The sequence below is a fragment of the Pantoea sp. X-Soil-YNGN-775 genome (genome assembly GCF_059730575.1).
Genome location: NZ_AP035945.1, coordinates 1554270 through 1571041, shown reverse-complemented (window position 1 = coordinate 1571041; position 16772 = coordinate 1554270). Strand labels below are relative to the sequence as shown.

Genomic DNA, 16772 nt, shown 5'->3' with positions numbered 1-16772 from the left:
AGATAAGAAGCCTAATAGTTCCAGTTAACACTGAAACCAAAGGTGACCGGATCGGTTTTAAAGCCATCGGGTTTAGATAACGGCATCCCGGCAAAAAAGTCATAGCTGAGACTGGCGGGGGTGATTGCGCCGCGCAGGCCGACAACGCCGCCGGCAAGATGACGTCCTACTGGCCCGCCCTGGGTTACGCTGTTGCCCCCGACCTCGCCGTAGTCAACACCCAGGTAGAGTTCCTGGGCAGGGAGCGGTGTCTGCCAGGCCAGGGTGTTTTGCACCGTCCAGCCACGGCTGGCACTCAGGGTGCGTTCGCCATCAAATCCTCGTACCGTCCAGCGGTTGCCAATCGCGAACTCATCCTGCGCGGTCAGCGGGGTATTGCTCATCTGCCGCCGATACTGGATGTTGTAACTTAAATGCTGTTTACCCAGCGTAAACGGTGTGCTCAGCCCGGCCTGCCAGGTGAGAATTTTTGATAGCGCAGTGGCATACGTTGAATCCTGCCATGACTCTTCCCAGGCAGGCAGCGCGCCGAACCAACGCGTACCGCGCTGATAGCTGACGCCTGCATCCAGCGTCGCCGGACCGATATAGTGACGGTGCGACAGTCCCAGTCGCCAGGCACTGGTGCGTCGCTGCTGGCTGACTATCTCCGTGTCATCAATGAAATTACGTGACTCCCTCACCAGTACATCTGCGCTGACGGTGGTTTTGGACGCAGCGTTGCGGTGCAATACCCGGCTGACCTGGATATCCAGCGAGCGGCTTTTACCGGCGTAGAGAAAGTCGCGGCTGTAACCGGCCACCGTCTGATGATAATCGTAATCGCTGGCGGTTACGCCCAGCAGCCAGTAGCCCAACGGCACCGAATAGTGTCCCGACAGGCTTTTGCTGCTTTTTCGGCCAGCAAAGCCGAGATCGCGGCTGGCAGTGAGATAAAAGAGATCGCTGAGTGAGGTGGGATTATCCAGCGCCAGCATCAATCCGCCCTGATAACGTCCGGTGCTTTCGGTACCCGAATCGTCCACCCAGGCACCTAAACGCCAGAAGCGGCGCTGTGTGCGCTCGATAACAATGTCGCTTTCACCTGGATTATCGCCCGGACGGAGCGCCATGTGCGCTTCCACACTGGGCAGTCGCTGCAGATTCTCCAGCCCTTGTTCTATGTCTCGCAGGTCCAGCAGATCGCCTGAGTGCGCCGGTACAGCAGACCACAGGCTGACATAGTGCGAAGAGGACGGTGACAGCTCTACCCGGCGAACTTTACCGGGCACAATCAGAAAATGCAGTTCACCCTGACGCAGATCCTGCTGCGGTGCCAGCACACGTGATGTCACCCATCCGTGGTTTATCAGCCGGTTCTGCAGGGTAGCCATTAACTGGCTGATGCCCTTCACGCCCAGGCACTGGCCATTCGCCTGGCTGGCAAGGCGCTGCAACGGCACCCAGTGCGGCAGAGCCTCCTGACCGGAGAGCGTGACGTGACGGATCACAAAACAGGGAGATTCCTGCGGGAAACGGAGATGAGAAAGCGACGGAACCGGCTCGGACAATCGGATGTCCGGTGCCTCAGGCTGTAAACGTTGCTGTCGCGCTTTCTGTTGTTCCTGCTGATGTTGCAACTGCGCATCGCCTGGCGCAGCCTGGGTAATACCGGTGAACATTCCGCATAGCAGAAGCGCTGTCGCTGAAAATCGTCCTTTATTTTCTGGCTGCATAATAGGTCCATTTAATCGCTGTAACCGAATATGTCAGTCCGCATATTCGCTGTTTATTATGCAGCCAGCCGGTAAAATCTCAAGAAAAATAAGCAAAAAACTTACACAAAATTTACAATAAATAACGAAACTCATTACTGACAGAAGTACCAGTAATTACCAGCAATAGTGGTTGATCAGCCATTACGCCGTAAAAGCATCCTCAACACTAACTCCGCTCACCAGGTACTTTTTGACATGTCCGATTCCGATAACACTCCTTGACTCCACTGCCTGTAATATCGGCTAATTGCCTATTTACTAACGGACCTGAAATCCGCTTTCTGCCCTTCACGCGCAGGTACGAAAGGTTAAAATTCACTAATCAACCGGGTTTTCTGCCACTGACGCCAGGGTGGATCGGTTTTCTGCCCGTAAAACGCTTCAGAAAGTGTCAGCCCACGGCAGACAAATAAAAAAAGCCCCCTGATGTGGGGGCTTGATAGAACGCAGCCGACAGCAATCTGCATCACTGGCGTCCGGAGATCAGTGCAGTTTTAACCGCGGGCGGATCACCCGGTTGATACTGCCTACCAGCATCATCAGGCCGGTCTTGAAATAACCGTGCAGGGCAATCTGGTGCATACGATACAGCGAGATGTAAACAAAACGCGCAATGCGTCCTTCCACCATCATCGATCCGCGCATCAGGTTCCCCATCAGGCTGCCAACGGTACTGAAGCGTGACAGCGAGACCAGCGAGCCGTGATCTTTATAGACGTAGGCTTTCAGCGGCTTGCCCTGACGTTGCGCCAGAATGTTTTCCATGGCGCGTGACGCCATCTGGTGCGCAGACTGGGCTCGCGGTGGCACGAAACCGCCGCCTGGCAAGGCGCAGGAGGCGCAGTCACCAATCGCATAGATGTCATCATCCAGCGTGGTTTGCAGCGTCTCTTTGACCACCAGCTGATTGATACGGTTGGTTTCCAGCCCGCCAATCTCTTTCAGGAAGTCCGGTGCCTTGATGCCGGCGGCCCAGACCATTAAATCGGCCTCGATAAACTCACCGCTTTTGGTATTCAGGCCGTGACGTTCAGCGCTGGTGACCATGGTCTGCGTCAACACCCGCACGCCCAGCTTGGTCAGTTCCTGATGTGCGGCAGCCGAAATGCGTGGCGGCAGTGCAGGCAGAATGCGCTCACCCGCCTCGACCAGCGTGACGTTCAGCGCTTCCCGGCCCAGGCCTTTGAAGCCATAGCTGTGCAGCTGTTTTACCGCATTGTGCAGCTCCGCCGACAGCTCAACGCCGGTCGCGCCGCCGCCGACAATCGCGATGTTAACCTTCTCGACCTTGCCTTCGCTGGCCGAGAATTTCAGAAACAGGTTAAGCATCTCATTGTGGAAACGACGGGCCTGATGTGGGTTGTCGAGGAAAATACAGTGATCTTTGACGCCCGGCGTACCGAAGTCATTGGAGGTACTGCCCAGCGCCATCACCAGCTGGTCGTAGGCCACTTCACGCTGTGGCACCAGCACGTCACCGTTCGCATCCAGCACTTCTGCCAGCTGGATCACTTTGCGCGTGCGGTCAATATCAGTCAGCGATCCCAGCTGAAACTCAAACCCGTGGTTACGGGCATGTGCCAGGTAGCTTAACGCGTCAATGCCTTCATCCATTGAGCCGGTCGCCACTTCATGCAGCAGTGGTTTCCACAGGTGGCTGTGGTTACGGTCGACCAGAATGATTTCGGCTTTCTTTTTACGACCCAGCTTATGCCCCAGCTGCGTCGCCATTTCCAGGCCGCCAGCGCCCCCTCCAACGATAACAATTTTCTTAACAGATGTAGTCAACAAAGACCCCCTCAAATTGTGAACCAAAAGTTAATCAATGGTTAAAATAAACCTTAATAAACATAGGGTTGGCGAAGTTAAAATCGCAATCTGCTGGCAGAATAACATGACGGGAAGAGGAGAACATAAGAAAATTGATATACATCAAATCAGGCGAATGAAACTCAGAAAATTACCCAATCAAAACAGGCACCTTGCGGTGCCATTTTCGATTAAGGCAATGTTTTGAAAGCTTTTATCCGCTGAAGGTGGGGGGAGATATTTTTAAATTTGTGCCCTTCTTCCTCATCCCAGATAATTTCATAATAGGGATGCAGTTGGTCGGCGATACGCTGACTGTCCAGCGCCTCATCCTGCCGGGAGAGAAAGGTCAGGCAGCGATCGCGGTTACGTTCGCGAAAATCACTGACGCACTTGGTGGCGATATCCTGGTACTCCTCCGGGCGGTCAATTTTTCCTTCCATATTTTCATACGGGTAGAGATTAGGATTAAAAATCGCCTGGCGAATACCACACAGAAACCCGATACGCTCTGACCAGTAGCCGCCCAGGCCGACGCCGCAAATCAGCGGCCGGTCGTCGTCGCACAGGCTCAGCATTTTATCGGTCTCTTTCAGCAGAAACTGCATGTCATGTTTCGGATGACGGGTGCTGTAACTGATTAACCTGACATCGGGATCGATGAACTGCAGCTGCAGCACCTTTTCGTGATTGCCCGGACTCGTGGAATCAAAACCGTGCAGATAGATGATCATGATAATCCTCAAGGTTGAGATGGCGCCGGGCAGTCACTGCTTACCGCGACGCTTTATAAGCCAGCCAGCGTTCCTGAAGCGCACTCAGTTGCTGTGCATTGCTTTTCCAGCGACTGCTTGCCTGCAGGCTGTCGCGGGTAAAAGTGCCCCGATGATACAACTGTGTCACCCGCTCTGCCCCGATCAAGGTCAGGTTATCTAACACGCTGATCGCGCCCTGACGATGATTGCAGACCAGGATCATGTCACATCCGGCGGACAACGATTGCTGCGCCCGCTCCGGATAGCTTCCCATCACCGCCGCGCCTTCCATCGACAGATCGTCGGAGAAGATCACCCCATCAAAGCCCAGCTGCTGGCGTAACACCGTTTTAAGCCAGTAAGGCGAACCGCTGGCGGGCAGCGGGTCGATCTCGCTGTAGATCACGTGCGCCGGCATAATCGCATCCAGCACCTGCTCACTAATCAATGTGCTGAAGATCGACATGTCATGCTCACGCAGCGTCGCTTCATCACGCGGATCGCGTGGCGTCTCTTTATGCGAATCGGCGCTTACTGCACCGTGGCCGGGAAAGTGTTTACCGGTGGTTTTCATGCCGGCTTCATGCATTCCGGCGATGAAGCGACGGGCTACTGCCAGCGCAATCGCCGGATCGGCGTGAAACGCCCGATCGCCGATCGCCGCGCTGATGTGGCCAATGTCGAGGACCGGCGCGAAGCTGATGTCGATATCCATGGCGATCATCTCGGCCGCCATTTGCCATCCCGCCTGCTGTGCCAGTTCCCCGGCGCTGGTGAGATCGTGTAACGCGGCAAAAGATTGCATCGCGGGTAACTGGGTAAAGCCGTCACGGAAACGCTGTACCCGTCCGCCCTCCTGATCGACCGCCACCACCAGCCGGGTGTGCGATGCCGCGCGGATTTGCCGCACTAGCTCCGCCAGCTGCGCCGGATCGTGATAATTACGGGCAAACAGAATTAATCCGCCCACCAGCGGATGCTGCAAAAGCTCGCGTTCTTCGCCGTCCAGCTCGTAGCCTTCGACGTCGAGCATCAATGGGCCGGGTAAATGTGATGTCATAACCTCAATCCTGTAGCTTTGCGTCGCTGCGCAAAACGATTAAATCTGTTCCCAGCTCTGTCGAGCCATCTGTTGCAAAGTTTCATCGCCACTTTGCTCGGCGCGCAGTTGATACCAGCTGGCCATCAATAGCCGCAGCCACGGCTGCCAGCTTGCCACCTGCCGCTGTAGCCGACTTAACGGTAGCCGTGCCGCCTCAGCATATGCGCTCAGCCAGTCAGCCTGATGAAGCGGATCGCCCGCGCACACCGCCGCCAGTTCCAGCGCCACATCGCCATCTGCCGCATACTCCCAGTCGATTAAACGCAGCCCCTGCTCACCGTCAATCAGGTTGCCGGCGTGGACATCCATATGCAGCGGTGCCAGCCTCAGCGGCTGGGGTTCGCCGTGGCGGGTTAATGCCTGCAGCGCTCGCAGCCAGCGGCAATGGCGCTGCTGACACTGCTGCCAGTAGTGCCATAACAGCGGTTGCAGCAACAGGCGATAACCGGTCAGCGGCTGCTGATGTAACTGCAGCAGCAGCGCGATAATTGCCGGACGCTGCTGGCTGAACGCCGCGCTATCCAGCGCCTCGCCAGCCGACCACGCCAGCAGCACGCCATGACGATCGCCCGCAATCGGTCTCACCGCCCCACCAGCCGGCTGCAGTTTGCGTAACAGACGAAACTCACGCTGCCGATCGACAAACGGAATGGCCGGCTGTGGCGCAGGCCGCGCGATAAAGATGCCGCGCGGCGTGACAATTTTCTGGCTCTGACCGGTCAGGCCGGCCAGCGGTGTGACCGACAGAGAATCGGTCTCACCCATCACCTGCTGAATAATCCGCTGGAAGGCCGGATTAATTCTGTGCAACGCCGTTGCCGGACCAGATGATCTCGCCGGTCTGAACCAGCATCAGCTGCATCTGCAGCGTTGGCGTTTTCACATCGCCCTGCGCATTGCTGTAAAGCACATACTGCGCGTTAACGTTGCGCGCCAGGCCGATCGCTTTACTGCGTGAATTGAGACTGTCATCGGGCGATAAGCCCAGCGTCTGCTTGGCCTGATTCAGTTGCCCGGTCGACACCAGCGTGAACTTACCGTTGTTGTTGAGCGCATTCTGGATCGCATCCGTGGCTTTCTCACTTTGCAGTGCGCCGTTGGTGCTGTTTTTGATGCGATCCACCAGCAGTACGCTGCCCGGTTCGGCGCTGGCGGCTCGCAGCATTTGCGCCACTAACGGCTGAACGCTGGCATCCCAGTTAATGGTTTTCAGCTTCGGCGGCTGCGGGATAGGCTGCGGCTGTGGCATCGGTTCAGGTTGCGGCACCGGCTGTACCGGCGGCTCAGTCGGCTGCGTCGGTTCGACCGGCGCAGGCTGCTGCTGTTTCACCACACAACCGCTCAGAATGAGCGCCATCAGTAGCGCTCCAGTACGATTAACACTGCGTATCACGTAAACAATCCTTAAAGATAGAGATAAAGGCGAACCTTGCTGGCAGTCAGGTTACCCAGTTGCGACATCACGACAATGCTGCCCTGCGCCGGAACGCTGACGGTTTGAGCCGGCTCCTGCGGGGTGATTTCCAGCCCTTTGTCGTCGTACCAGTAGTAACGATAGTGCACAATCACCGGCGTTTCGCGCTGATTATAGAGCACGCTGGCGGCACGCATCTGGCCATCCTTCTCATCCAGCGTCGGTTCATCGGTAATAATGCCCGCCGATAAGACGGATGACTCCATCACCAGTGACTGCGAGGTATTGATCATCGGTTTATCACTGCTACAGCCGGCCAGGCTGAGCAGGAACGGCAGGCCAATCAGCCAGGATCGCATAGCACGTTTCCGTTAGAGGTTCAGTTCGACAGCATCGGGCCAAGCGGCTCGCCGCCCAGCAGATGCATATGGATGTGGTAAACCTCCTGACCGCCGTGTTTGTTGCAGTTGACAATCAAACGGTAGCCATCCTGATCGATGCCTTCCTGACGGGCAATTTTAGCGGCGATGGTAAACATGCGGCCCAGCGCATGTTCGTGTGCCGCCTCCACCTCATTGACCGTCGGGATCAGCACGTTCGGTACGATCAAAATGTGGGTCGGCGCTTTCGGCGAAATATCGCGAAAGGCGGTGACCAGTTCATCCTGATAAACCACATCAGCGGGGATTTCGCGACGAATAATTTTACTAAAAATGGTTTCTTCAGCCATGGTGCAATTCCTTTAGCCAGGGTCGTAATCAATCAGTATGCGGGAGAAATTTGTTTTCTTTCAACCTCAGGTCCACTTTTCTTGCATTGTTGGTCTCTGTTTACAGCCACCGCTGCTGCCCGCGCCTCTGCTCGCCTTTACATGTCAATATTGATGCGCGCCACCGCACAAAAATGAAACGCCGTTTTATAAATTAGATTTTAGCCGCCCTTTTCTTTGTATCATTGCCACATCCGTCCCGGTGCTTGCCAGATTACGAAGGTTAACCCGCCGTCGCAGTTCTACTTTGCTATTCAGTCCGGCTGAGATGCCCGGCGTCGTCATGAGGGATTTACCGACATTCACCATCAAGGAGCACGCACCATGCGCTCACGTAAGATTGGTCTGGGTCATTATCTGGCCTACGGTTCCGGAGATTTTCTTGGAGCAGGCACCACGGCGCTGACTGCCGCCTGGTTGCTCTATTTCTATACCACTTTTTGTGGGTTGACCCCGATTGAGGCGACCCTGATTTTTGCCGCCGCCCGGGTACTGGATGCGGTTGTCAGCCCGCTGATGGGCTTCCTGACCGATAACTTTGGTTCAACCTGGCTGGGCAAACGCTTTGGCCGTCGCCGCTTTTTTATCCTGCTCGGCATACCCTGTGTTTTCAGTTACAGCCTGATGTGGATCAGCGATATGAGTTTCTGGTGGTATCTCTGCACCTATCTGCTGTTCGATATCATCTACACCATGATTCTGGTGCCCTATGAAACGCTGGTACCTGAGATGACCGACGACTTCCGGCAGAAAACCCGCTTCTCTGGCGCACGCATCGGCCTGGCTCAGCTTTCGGCCATCCTGGCGGCTTTTTTACCCGGCATCCTGCTCGGCGCGCTTGGCAAAGACAACCCACACTCCTTCTTCTATGCCAGCCTGGTGTTCTCGATCATCTGCGCTCTGGTGCTGACGCTGGTGTGGTTCTTTACCTGGGAACGTCATCCGGATGATTTCTCCGCCGAGTCACGCCGGGCAGAACAGGAAAAGCAGCAGCTGACGCTGCTGCAAAATCTCAAACGGCTCTATGTTGAGCTCTCCTCGACCTTACGCGTGCGGATCTTCCGCCAGCATCTTGGCATGTATCTCGGCGGCTATATCGCGCAGGACGTGTTTAACGCGGTCTTTACCTGGTATGTGGTGTTTGTCCTGATGCAGAGCGCCCAGATTGCCTCAAATCTGATGGGCACCATGGCGGTTTTACAGTTTATCGCGGTGATGGGAATGATCCCGCTGTGTATCCGCATGGGGCCGGCACCCGCCTATCGCCTGGTGGCGGTGCTGTTCGGGCTGGCGGCGCTCTCCTATGCCGGGCTGTGGTATGCCGGGATGAACGATAACCTCGCACTGCTGTTACTGATCTCAGCGGTGGCGGGTCTGGGCCGTGGCGGCATCAACTACGTCCCGTGGAACACCTACACCTATATCGCCGATGTCGATGAAGTGATCACCGGTCAGCGTCGCGAAGGTATTTTTGCCGGCATCATGACCCTGACCCGCAAAGCCTCGCAGGCCGGTGCGGTGATGCTGGTCGGTATCGTGCTGCAGCTCTCTGGCTTTGTCTCGGGTCAGGCAACTCAGGTGCCGGGCGTCAGCCACACCATTCTGGCGATTTTGAGCCTCGGCACCGTGGCGGTTCTCACCTGCGGTTTCCTGGTTTCACTGCGCTTCAAGCTGAATCTGCAGACGCATACCGTACTGCGTGAAGAGACCCTGAAAATGCGCGAAGCGGGACGCATTGTGCCGGAAAAAATCACGCCTGAAGCGCGACAGATCGTCGAAACGCTGGCCGGCATGCCCTATGAAAACCTGTGGGGCAACAACAACATTGGCTTCCTCAATCGCATGAAGCCCGCCGCGCCACCGTTACCCACGCATCGCCCTTTACTCTCATCTATCAACCCGACCTTAAAATGACAGGAATAAACCATGACTGTATTTCCCGTTAAACACAGCGCGCTATTGTGCCAACCTGAACATCTGCTGCCACGCAGCGAACTGGTCCAGCTGATCCACAAGCTGACACAAAATCTGGTCAACATCACCGACCAAACCGGCGAATTTTTGCTGCGGCTGGACGATGGCCGGGTGATCGATACCAAAGGCTGGGCGGGTTGGGAATGGACACACGGCATCGGCCTGTATGGCATGCTGCACTACTATCAGCAGACCGGTGACCAGCAAACGCTGGCGATCATTGATGACTGGTTCGCCCAGCGTCTGGCGGAGGGAACGCCGACCAAAAACGTGAATACCGTTTGCCCTTTTCTGACGCTGGCTTACCGCTATGAAGAGACCGGCAATGCCGCCTGGCTGCCGGTGCTGGAGCGCTGGGCAGAATGGGTGATGTATGAAATGCCGCGTACCGAACAGGGCGGGCTGCAACACATCGTCTATAACAATGAAAACAGCCAGCAGCTGTGGGACGACACGCTGATGATGAGCGTGATGGCGCTGGCGAAAATTGGTCAGTTACTGAAGCGTGACGAGTGGGTTGAGGAAGCGAGCTACCAGTTCCTGCTGCATACCCAGTACCTGATGGATCGCGAAACCGGGCTGTGGTTCCACGGCTGGAACTTTGACGGTCGGCATAATTTCGCCAATGCTCGCTGGGCACGCGGCAACAGCTGGCTGACCATCGTTATTCCCGATTTTCTGGAGATGATGAACTGGCCCGAGCATCATGCTACCCGCCGCTTTCTGCAGCAGGTGCTGGCGTCGCAGGTGAAGGCGTTGCAGGCGTGCCAGCACAGCAGCGGACTGTGGCATACCCTGCTCGATGACCCGCAGAGCTATCCGGAAGCCTCGGCTACCGCAGGATTCGCCTATGGCATTCTGAAAGCGGTGCGCAAGCGTTACCTGCCGGCGGAATATCGTGAGATGGCGGAAAAGGCGCTGCGCGGCGTGATTGCCAACATCGATGCCGACGGTGAGCTGAAGCAGGTGTCGTTTGGCACGGCGATGGGCAGCGATCTGGACTATTACCGCACCATTCCACTGACCTCAATGCCGTACGGCCAGGCGATGGCGCTGCTGTGCCTGACCGAGTATCTGCGCGTCTATCTGTAAATCACGCGCATAAAAAAAGCCCCGCTGGGCGGGGCTTTTTATCATTCCGCTGGCATTACATGCTGCGGATATAATCATCCATATCGGTTTTCAGGTTATCGGATTTGGTACCGAAAATCGCCTGAACACCTGAACCTGCCACTACCACGCCACGTGCGCCGAGGTTTTTCAGTTCAGTCTGATCCACCTTCGCGACGTCAGCCACGCTGACACGTAAACGGGTGATACAGGCATCAAGGTTGGTGATGTTCTCTTTACCACCAAACGCCGCCACCAGTTTGCCCGCCATTTCAGTGCCGGTTGCAGTGGACTGCTCGCTGCTGGTCTCTTCACGGCCTGGGGTTTTCAGGTCCAGTTTAGCGATCAGCACACGGAAGATGGTGTAGTAAACCAGACCGTAGATGATACCGACAATCGGGAACAGCCAGATTTTACTGCTGTTACCGCTCAGCACGATAAAGTCGATCAGACCGTGCGAGAAGCTGGTACCGTCACGCATTCCGAGCAGAATACAGATTGGGAAAGCCAGACCGGCCAGCAGCGCATGGATTACGTACAGGATCGGCGCAACGAACATGAATGAGAATTCAATCGGTTCGGTGATACCGGTCAGGAACGCGGTCAGCGCAGCGGAGATCATGATGCCGCCCACTTTGGCACGGTTTTCCGGCTTAGCCGAATGCCAGATAGCAATCGCGGCGGCTGGCAGACCATACATTTTGAACAGGAAGCCACCGGAAAGTTTGCCCGCGGTCGGGTCGCCCGCCATATAGCGCGGGATATCACCGTGGAACACCTGACCTGCCGCATTGGTGTATTCACCGATCTGCATCTGGAAAGGAACGTTCCAGATGTGATGCAGACCAAATGGCACCAACGCGCGTTCAATCACGCCATAAATACCAAAGGCGACAACCGGGTTCTGATAGGCTGCCCACTGGGAGAATTCCTGAATCGCGGAACCTATCGGTGGCCAGATAAAGGAGAGCAGTACGCCGAGAATGATGGCTGCCAGACCGGAGATAATCGGTACAAAACGCTTACCGGCAAAGAAGCCGAGATATTCCGGCAGCTTGATGCGGTAAAATCGATTGAACATATACGCGGCAATCGAGCCGGCGATAATACCGCCCAGTACCCCGGTATCCGCCAGGTGTTTCGCCTCAATTTCTGCCGCTGGCAGATGCAGCACCAGTGGAGCCACCACCGCCATGGTTTTCACCATGATGCCGTAAGCGACCACCGCGGCCAGTGCGGATACACCGTCGTTATTGGTAAAGCCCAGCGCCACACCGATGGCAAAAATCAGCGGCATATTGGCGAACACCGATCCGCCCGCTTCTGCCATCACATGCGAAACCACTGCAGGCAACCAGCTGAAATTGGCCGAACCGACACCTAACAAAATCCCGGCAATCGGCAGAACCGATACCGGTAGCATGAGCGATTTACCGACCTTCTGCAGGTTGGCAAAAGCATTTTTGAACATAGCGTGAAGCTCCTGAGTATGAGTGCATTTTTTCGCGCATTGCGCGTGGTAAAGAGGGAGGATTCTTTACCGGGTTGGCGGTGACCGCCTTTTGATTTATTACGAAGGGTAAAATAAATCGTTATTTGTTACTTTGACGGTTATCACGTTTCGACAATCGCATTCGTGCACTTTACGAAATTTCTTACTGACCCGCACGAATAATCAGCAATAAAAAGCTGGCCTTGCTGAAAAAACAAGGCCATATGCGCAGATTACAGATTAATTACAGAGTATGAAATAAACGGCCGACTCAGGCACCCAGCCGGCTCATCGGGATGTGGAATAGCTCAGCGAAATTGCGGGTGGTGGTGGCGGCCAGCGTGTCAATATCTACCCCTTTCAGCACCGCCAGATAATCGGCGACATCGCGGGTATAAGCGGGCTGGTTTTCTTTACCGCGATAAGGAACCGGCGCCAGATAAGGAGAATCGGTTTCAACCAGCATGCGATCCAGCGGAACGTAACGCGCCGCTTCCCGCAGCTGCTCCGCATTACGGAAGGTAACGATACCGGAGAACGAAATATAGAATCCCATATCCAGCAGCTTCGCCGCGGTCGGCTGATCCTCGGTAAAGCAGTGCAGCACCCCGCCGCAGCGCTCAACCTGTTCCTCACGTAAAATCGCCAGCGTGTCGTCTCGCGCATCACGGGTGTGCACAATAATCGGTTTGTTCAGGGTGATGCCGGTACGGATGTGTTCACGGAAGGAGGCCTGCTGCTGTGCTTTGGTCTCCTGCTGATAGTAATAATCCAGCCCGGTTTCCCCCAGCGCCACTACCTGCGGATCGGCAGCCAGACGGCGAAACTCCTCAACGTCATACGCTTCCTCCTGATTCAGCGGGTGAACGCCGCAGGAGAGTGCGATTTCAGGCCGATCGCCGACCAGCGCTTTCAGGGTATGAAAACCGGGCAGCGTGGTGGCGATGGCCAGCATAAATTTCACGTCACGCGCGGCCGCTTTGGCGATCACATCATCCAGATCGCGATGGTTTTTTTCATAGTCCAGGCCATCAAGGTGGCAATGGGAATCAACAATAAACATAGTTACTCTCAGAAGGTTTAGCCAATCAGCGCTGGCTTCATATTATCAGCCCAGCTCAGCAGCCGATCGGTCAGCAATAGTTCGCGGTTAACCGCCGCGACGTGCAGCAACTGCTCGCGACAGCGCATCCACTCTTGCGCACTGCTGTTGAGCGCAGTCGGGGTAAAGTGTCCGGCCAGCAGCGTCACCACGTCCTGACGATCGACGTTACTCAGCCACTGGCCTGCATTCTGCTGCCATTTCATCGCATCCAGCAGCAGCGAGAGCAGCCAGCCAATGCGCACCGCCGCGTCGTCGGCGTTGAGCACCGGCAGCAGTTGCAGAATGTCCTGCTGCAGTGCCGCAGGCAGCGCATCGCACAGTTTCTGTCGCGCCTGCCACGGGCCGGCCGCCAGCAGCTTCAGCGCCGCTTCCGGCGCGCCGGCGCTGAGTCGCAACGCGGCGACCAGCATCACTTCATCCTGCGTCGTCTGCTTCTTTAGCCAGTTCAGGCTGAGTCCTTCGTCCGGCGGCGAAAGATGCAGCGTCATGCATCGGCTGCGCAAGGTCGCCAGCAGGCGCGACGGGTCACGACTGCTGAGGAAAAACCAGCTATTGGCTGGCGGCTCTTCCAGCGTTTTCAGCAGGGCATTGGCCGCAGCCTCAGAGAGCTGAGCCGCATCAGGCAGCCAGACGATTTTGGCGCCGCCCTGCTGACCGAAATGATACATTTTCTCAGTCACCTGACGAACCGCGTCAATACCGAGGGTGTTTTTACCTTTCTCCGCTTCCAGCCGGTACCAGTCCGGATGAGTATTGGCCTGCATCAGCTGGCAGCCGTGGCATTCACCGCAGCTTTTCAGGCCGTCGGGCTGCTGGCACATCAGCCAGCGGCTGATGCCCCAAACCAGTGCATCATCGCCCATCCCGGCCATCGCCTGAATCAGCAACGCGTGATGACTCCGGCCCTGCTGATGCTGGGTGATCAGCTGGCGATAGGGCTGATTGAGCCACGGAAACCAGTTCATCACGCCTGCTCCGCCAGCCAGCCCTTGAGAGTGGACTGAAGTGACGCTGTCACTTGTTGCAGCGACTGGCTGGCGTCGATGGTCAGAATAGTCGGATCGTCCGCTGCCAAAGCCAGATAACGGTCGCGGGTGCGCTCAAAAAAGCGCAGCGATTCCTGCTCAATGCGATCCAGCGCGCCACGGGCACGGGCACGTTGCAGACCAATTTCCGGCGTTACGTCGAGATAGAGCGTCAGGTCGGGGCGAAAATCGCCCAGCACCGCATCGCGCAGGGTACGCATCAGTTCACTGTCGAGTCCGCGCCCGCCGCCCTGATAAGCCTGTGAAGAGAGATCGTGTCGATCGCCAATCACCCAGGCCCCGCGAGCCAGCGCCGGTTTGATCACCGTTTCGACCAGCTGCACCCGCGCCGCATAGAGCATCAGCAGTTCCGCTTTATCGGTCACCTGCTCACCCTCAATGCCCTGCTTGACCAGCACCCGCAGCTGCTCCGCCAGCGGCGTTCCGCCAGGTTCGCGGGTAAAGACAATATCTTCAATCCCGCGTTCGCGCAGCGTGGCGACAATCGCATCGCGCGCCGTGGTTTTACCGGCGCCTTCCAGGCCCTCAATGACGATAAACTTACTGTTCATTTTTTTCCTTCAGCGTTTGCCGGTAAAGCTGCACCGCCCGGTTATGGCTGGCAAGATTGGTGGTAAAGGTGTGTCCGCCCTTACCATCCGCAACAAAATAGAGGTAGTTGCTCTTTTCCGGATGGGCCGCTGCCTGCAGCGACGCTTTGCCCGGCATGGCAATCGGTCCGGGCGGCAGACCATTAATGATATAGGTATTGTAATCGGTTGCCGTCTCAAGGTCTTTACGTGTCAGGGTACCGTTATAGGCCGGGCCCATACCGTAGATCACCGTGGGATCGGTTTGCAGTCGCATGCCGGTTCGCAATCGATTAATAAACACCGAGGCGACACGGGCGCGCTCATCACTGACGGCGGTCTCTTTTTCAATGATCGAGGCCATGGTCACCAGATCCTGCGGCGTTTTGTACGGCAGATTATCCGCCCTTTCCTGCCAGACCTGATCGATGGTTTTCTTCATCCGCTCATGGGCGCGCTGCAGGATCGCCAGATCGCTGGTATTAGCGGTATAGAGATAGGTATCCGGGAAGAAGTTACCTTCCAGCTGCTGCGGATCAAGCTTCAGCTCGCTGGCCAGCGTCGCAAACTGGTCATCTTTCAGCGTATGCCGGATATAGGGCGCTTTACGCAGCTCGTTCAGCCACTCGGTCAGGCGCTGACCTTCGACCAGGCGCAGCGGAAACTGTGCCTCTTTGCCACTGGCCAGCAGCTGCAGCAGCGAACGCACCGTCATGGTCGGCTCGAGACGGTAGGTTCCGGCTTTGAAGGTCGCCAGTTCGGGTTCGACCTTCAGTAACGCGCCAAACCAGATGCTGTGCGGAATGATATTCTGGCTTTCTAACTGCGCTTCAAGCGCCACCCGGCCGGTACCGGCCGGCAACGTGTAGATCGTTTCCTGGTGCAGGGTTAACGGGGCGGACGCGAACTGTTTTATCTGCCAGTAACTGAAGGCAGCCGCGACACCCACTATCGCCACAATGCTGGCGAGAATTTTTTTACTTCGGCTCATGATGCATCCATTATCTTTTTACAGCTTGCGTGCAACTGATTAAACAGCGTGCGTTGCGTAAAGTTCACCGCCCCCAGCTGTCGTACCGGTAAAACCGGCATCAGGGCGTTACATAGTACGATTTCATCGGCAGCCAGCAACGCGTCTGGTTCACACTGGACAACCTGGCAAGCCTGCCCTGCGGCGGCGAGCTGCGCCATCAGACTGCGCCGCATAATGCCATCGACGCCCGCCCAGCGCAGGTCAGGGGTAAAAATCTCCCGGCCCTGGCGCCAGAATAAATTGGCCGCACAGCATTCCACCACCCAACCTTCAGTGTCAAGCACCAGCGCTTCGTCAGCGTCTGTCTGGTCAAGATGAGCCCGAATCATCACCTGTTCCAGCCGGTTGAGATGCTTCAGGCCGGCAAACTGCGGATTGCGCGCCAGCCGAATCGGGCTGACAGCCAGCGACGCGCCGCGCTGCTGTAAGGCAGCATAGTGTGGCGGCCACGCAGCCAGCGAGACGATACGCGTCGGCTCACCAACGCCTTTCCGGCTGTAACCGCGTCCGCCGCTGCCAGCGCTGAGTATCACTTTCAGCACCGCCTGTGTCTGATCACGGGCTGCCTGACGCATCTCTTTTTCCAGCTGCAGCCAGTCGATACCGTTGATTAACAGCCGTTCACAGCTTTCTCTGAGACGCTGCATGTGGCGTTCCAGTAACAGGATCCTGCCCTGCTGCACCGCCGCGGTGGTAAAGCAGCCATCGCCGAACTGCAGTCCGCGATCGCTGGCCGCCAGAGTTGATTGTTCGATGCCGTTAATCCACATAGTTCTCTCCGGTTGGGCAGCGATCGGCGCGCCGATGCTGACTCTGTTGAATAATCAGGATAAAAAA

Annotated in this window: 16 protein-coding genes; 2 read left to right on the top strand and 14 right to left on the bottom strand. The window is 56.5% G+C overall.

What is annotated here, in order from left to right:
- Positions 1-11 precede the first annotated feature (11 nt).
- The 8 genes from AC6I8I_RS07380 to hinT all read right to left on the bottom strand — a co-directional run bounded on the left by AC6I8I_RS07380 (position 12) and on the right by hinT (position 7567).
- Positions 12-1661, bottom strand: a complete 1650-nt coding sequence (locus AC6I8I_RS07380; protein WP_497828483.1) for a ShlB/FhaC/HecB family hemolysin secretion/activation protein — start codon at positions 1659-1661, stop codon at positions 12-14.
- Positions 1662-2240: 579 nt separating this feature from the next.
- Positions 2241-3545: an NAD(P)/FAD-dependent oxidoreductase gene (locus AC6I8I_RS07375; protein WP_084227771.1), complete on the bottom strand. Its 1305-nt coding sequence runs from the start codon at positions 3543-3545 to the stop codon at positions 2241-2243.
- Positions 3546-3757: 212 nt separating this feature from the next.
- Positions 3758-4300 (bottom strand): alpha/beta hydrolase YcfP, encoded by a 543-nt coding sequence (ycfP, locus tag AC6I8I_RS07370; RefSeq protein ID WP_312052532.1) that lies wholly within the window; start codon positions 4298-4300, stop codon positions 3758-3760.
- A 40-nt stretch (positions 4301-4340) separates the two neighbouring features.
- Positions 4341-5381 carry a beta-N-acetylhexosaminidase gene (nagZ, locus tag AC6I8I_RS07365; protein ID WP_497828482.1) on the bottom strand — a complete coding sequence of 347 codons (1041 nt, stop codon included), beginning with the start codon at positions 5379-5381 and terminating at the stop codon, positions 4341-4343.
- A gap of 39 nt (positions 5382-5420) precedes the next feature.
- Positions 5421-6203: a thiamine kinase gene (gene thiK / locus AC6I8I_RS07360; protein WP_497828637.1), complete on the bottom strand. Its 783-nt coding sequence runs from the start codon at positions 6201-6203 to the stop codon at positions 5421-5423.
- Between the two features lie 16 nt (positions 6204-6219).
- Entirely contained in the window at positions 6220-6816 is a 597-nt protein-coding gene (gene lpoB / locus AC6I8I_RS07355) for a penicillin-binding protein activator LpoB (protein ID WP_312756602.1), read from the bottom strand.
- A gap of 11 nt (positions 6817-6827) precedes the next feature.
- Positions 6828-7196 carry a YcfL family putative periplasmic lipoprotein gene (locus AC6I8I_RS07350; RefSeq protein ID WP_312052537.1) on the bottom strand — a complete coding sequence of 123 codons (369 nt, stop codon included), beginning with the start codon at positions 7194-7196 and terminating at the stop codon, positions 6828-6830.
- 20 nt (positions 7197-7216) lie between these two features.
- Positions 7217-7567: a purine nucleoside phosphoramidase gene (gene hinT / locus AC6I8I_RS07345; protein ID WP_031377253.1), complete on the bottom strand. Its 351-nt coding sequence runs from the start codon at positions 7565-7567 to the stop codon at positions 7217-7219.
- Between the two features lie 363 nt (positions 7568-7930).
- On the opposite strand from hinT, the gene AC6I8I_RS07340 reads away from it, so the two are divergent.
- On the top strand, positions 7931-9520 hold the full coding sequence (locus AC6I8I_RS07340; protein WP_031377252.1) for an MFS transporter: 1590 nt from the start codon (positions 7931-7933) through the stop codon (positions 9518-9520).
- Between the two features lie 12 nt (positions 9521-9532).
- On the top strand, positions 9533-10672 hold the full coding sequence (gene bglB / locus AC6I8I_RS07335) for a beta-galactosidase BglB (protein ID WP_497828481.1): 1140 nt from the start codon (positions 9533-9535) through the stop codon (positions 10670-10672).
- Positions 10673-10727: 55 nt separating this feature from the next.
- On the opposite strand, the gene ptsG is transcribed toward bglB, so the two are convergent.
- The 6 genes from ptsG to pabC form a co-directional block, all read right to left on the bottom strand.
- Positions 10728-12161, bottom strand: coding sequence for a PTS glucose transporter subunit IIBC (gene ptsG / locus AC6I8I_RS07330; protein ID WP_312052541.1), 1434 nt, complete (start codon positions 12159-12161; stop codon positions 10728-10730).
- Positions 12162-12453: 292 nt separating this feature from the next.
- Positions 12454-13245 carry a metal-dependent hydrolase gene (locus AC6I8I_RS07325; protein WP_497828480.1) on the bottom strand — a complete coding sequence of 264 codons (792 nt, stop codon included), beginning with the start codon at positions 13243-13245 and terminating at the stop codon, positions 12454-12456.
- Positions 13246-13262: 17 nt separating this feature from the next.
- Positions 13263-14252, bottom strand: coding sequence for a DNA polymerase III subunit delta' (gene holB, locus AC6I8I_RS07320; RefSeq protein ID WP_312052987.1), 990 nt, complete (start codon positions 14250-14252; stop codon positions 13263-13265).
- Positions 14252-14884 carry a dTMP kinase gene (gene tmk, locus AC6I8I_RS07315; RefSeq protein WP_312052545.1) on the bottom strand — a complete coding sequence of 211 codons (633 nt, stop codon included), beginning with the start codon at positions 14882-14884 and terminating at the stop codon, positions 14252-14254. Before tmk ends, holB begins: the two co-directional genes overlap by 1 nt.
- Positions 14874-15893 (bottom strand): endolytic transglycosylase MltG, encoded by a 1020-nt coding sequence (gene mltG, locus AC6I8I_RS07310; protein ID WP_312052547.1) that lies wholly within the window; start codon positions 15891-15893, stop codon positions 14874-14876. The genes tmk and mltG overlap by 11 nt, the downstream gene beginning before the upstream one ends.
- Positions 15890-16705 carry an aminodeoxychorismate lyase gene (gene pabC, locus AC6I8I_RS07305; protein WP_312756594.1) on the bottom strand — a complete coding sequence of 272 codons (816 nt, stop codon included), beginning with the start codon at positions 16703-16705 and terminating at the stop codon, positions 15890-15892. Before pabC ends, mltG begins: the two co-directional genes overlap by 4 nt.
- Between the last annotated feature and the right edge of the window lie 67 nt (positions 16706-16772).

What these genes read in the sequence shown, in the direction of transcription:
- mltG (WP_312052547.1), bottom strand. Translation starts at nt 15,893, where the DNA reads ATGAGCCGAAGTAAAAAAATTCTCGCCAGCATTGTGGCGATAGTGGGT.
- ycfP (WP_312052532.1), bottom strand. Translation starts at nt 4,300, where the DNA reads ATGATCATCTATCTGCACGGTTTTGATTCCACGAGTCCGGGCAATCAC.
- ptsG (WP_312052541.1), bottom strand. Translation starts at nt 12,161, where the DNA reads ATGTTCAAAAATGCTTTTGCCAACCTGCAGAAGGTCGGTAAATCGCTC.
- AC6I8I_RS07340 (WP_031377252.1), top strand. Translation starts at nt 7,931, where the DNA reads ATGCGCTCACGTAAGATTGGTCTGGGTCATTATCTGGCCTACGGTTCC.
- AC6I8I_RS07380 (WP_497828483.1), bottom strand. Translation starts at nt 1,661, where the DNA reads ATGTTCACCGGTATTACCCAGGCTGCGCCAGGCGATGCGCAGTTGCAA.
- AC6I8I_RS07325 (WP_497828480.1), bottom strand. Translation starts at nt 13,245, where the DNA reads ATGTTTATTGTTGATTCCCATTGCCACCTTGATGGCCTGGACTATGAA.
- tmk (WP_312052545.1), bottom strand. Translation starts at nt 14,884, where the DNA reads ATGAACAGTAAGTTTATCGTCATTGAGGGCCTGGAAGGCGCCGGTAAA.
- holB (WP_312052987.1), bottom strand. Translation starts at nt 14,252, where the DNA reads ATGAACTGGTTTCCGTGGCTCAATCAGCCCTATCGCCAGCTGATCACC.
- pabC (WP_312756594.1), bottom strand. Translation starts at nt 16,705, where the DNA reads ATGTGGATTAACGGCATCGAACAATCAACTCTGGCGGCCAGCGATCGC.
- nagZ (WP_497828482.1), bottom strand. Translation starts at nt 5,381, where the DNA reads ATGACATCACATTTACCCGGCCCATTGATGCTCGACGTCGAAGGCTAC.
- AC6I8I_RS07350 (WP_312052537.1), bottom strand. Translation starts at nt 7,196, where the DNA reads ATGCGATCCTGGCTGATTGGCCTGCCGTTCCTGCTCAGCCTGGCCGGC.
- hinT (WP_031377253.1), bottom strand. Translation starts at nt 7,567, where the DNA reads ATGGCTGAAGAAACCATTTTTAGTAAAATTATTCGTCGCGAAATCCCC.
- bglB (WP_497828481.1), top strand. Translation starts at nt 9,533, where the DNA reads ATGACTGTATTTCCCGTTAAACACAGCGCGCTATTGTGCCAACCTGAA.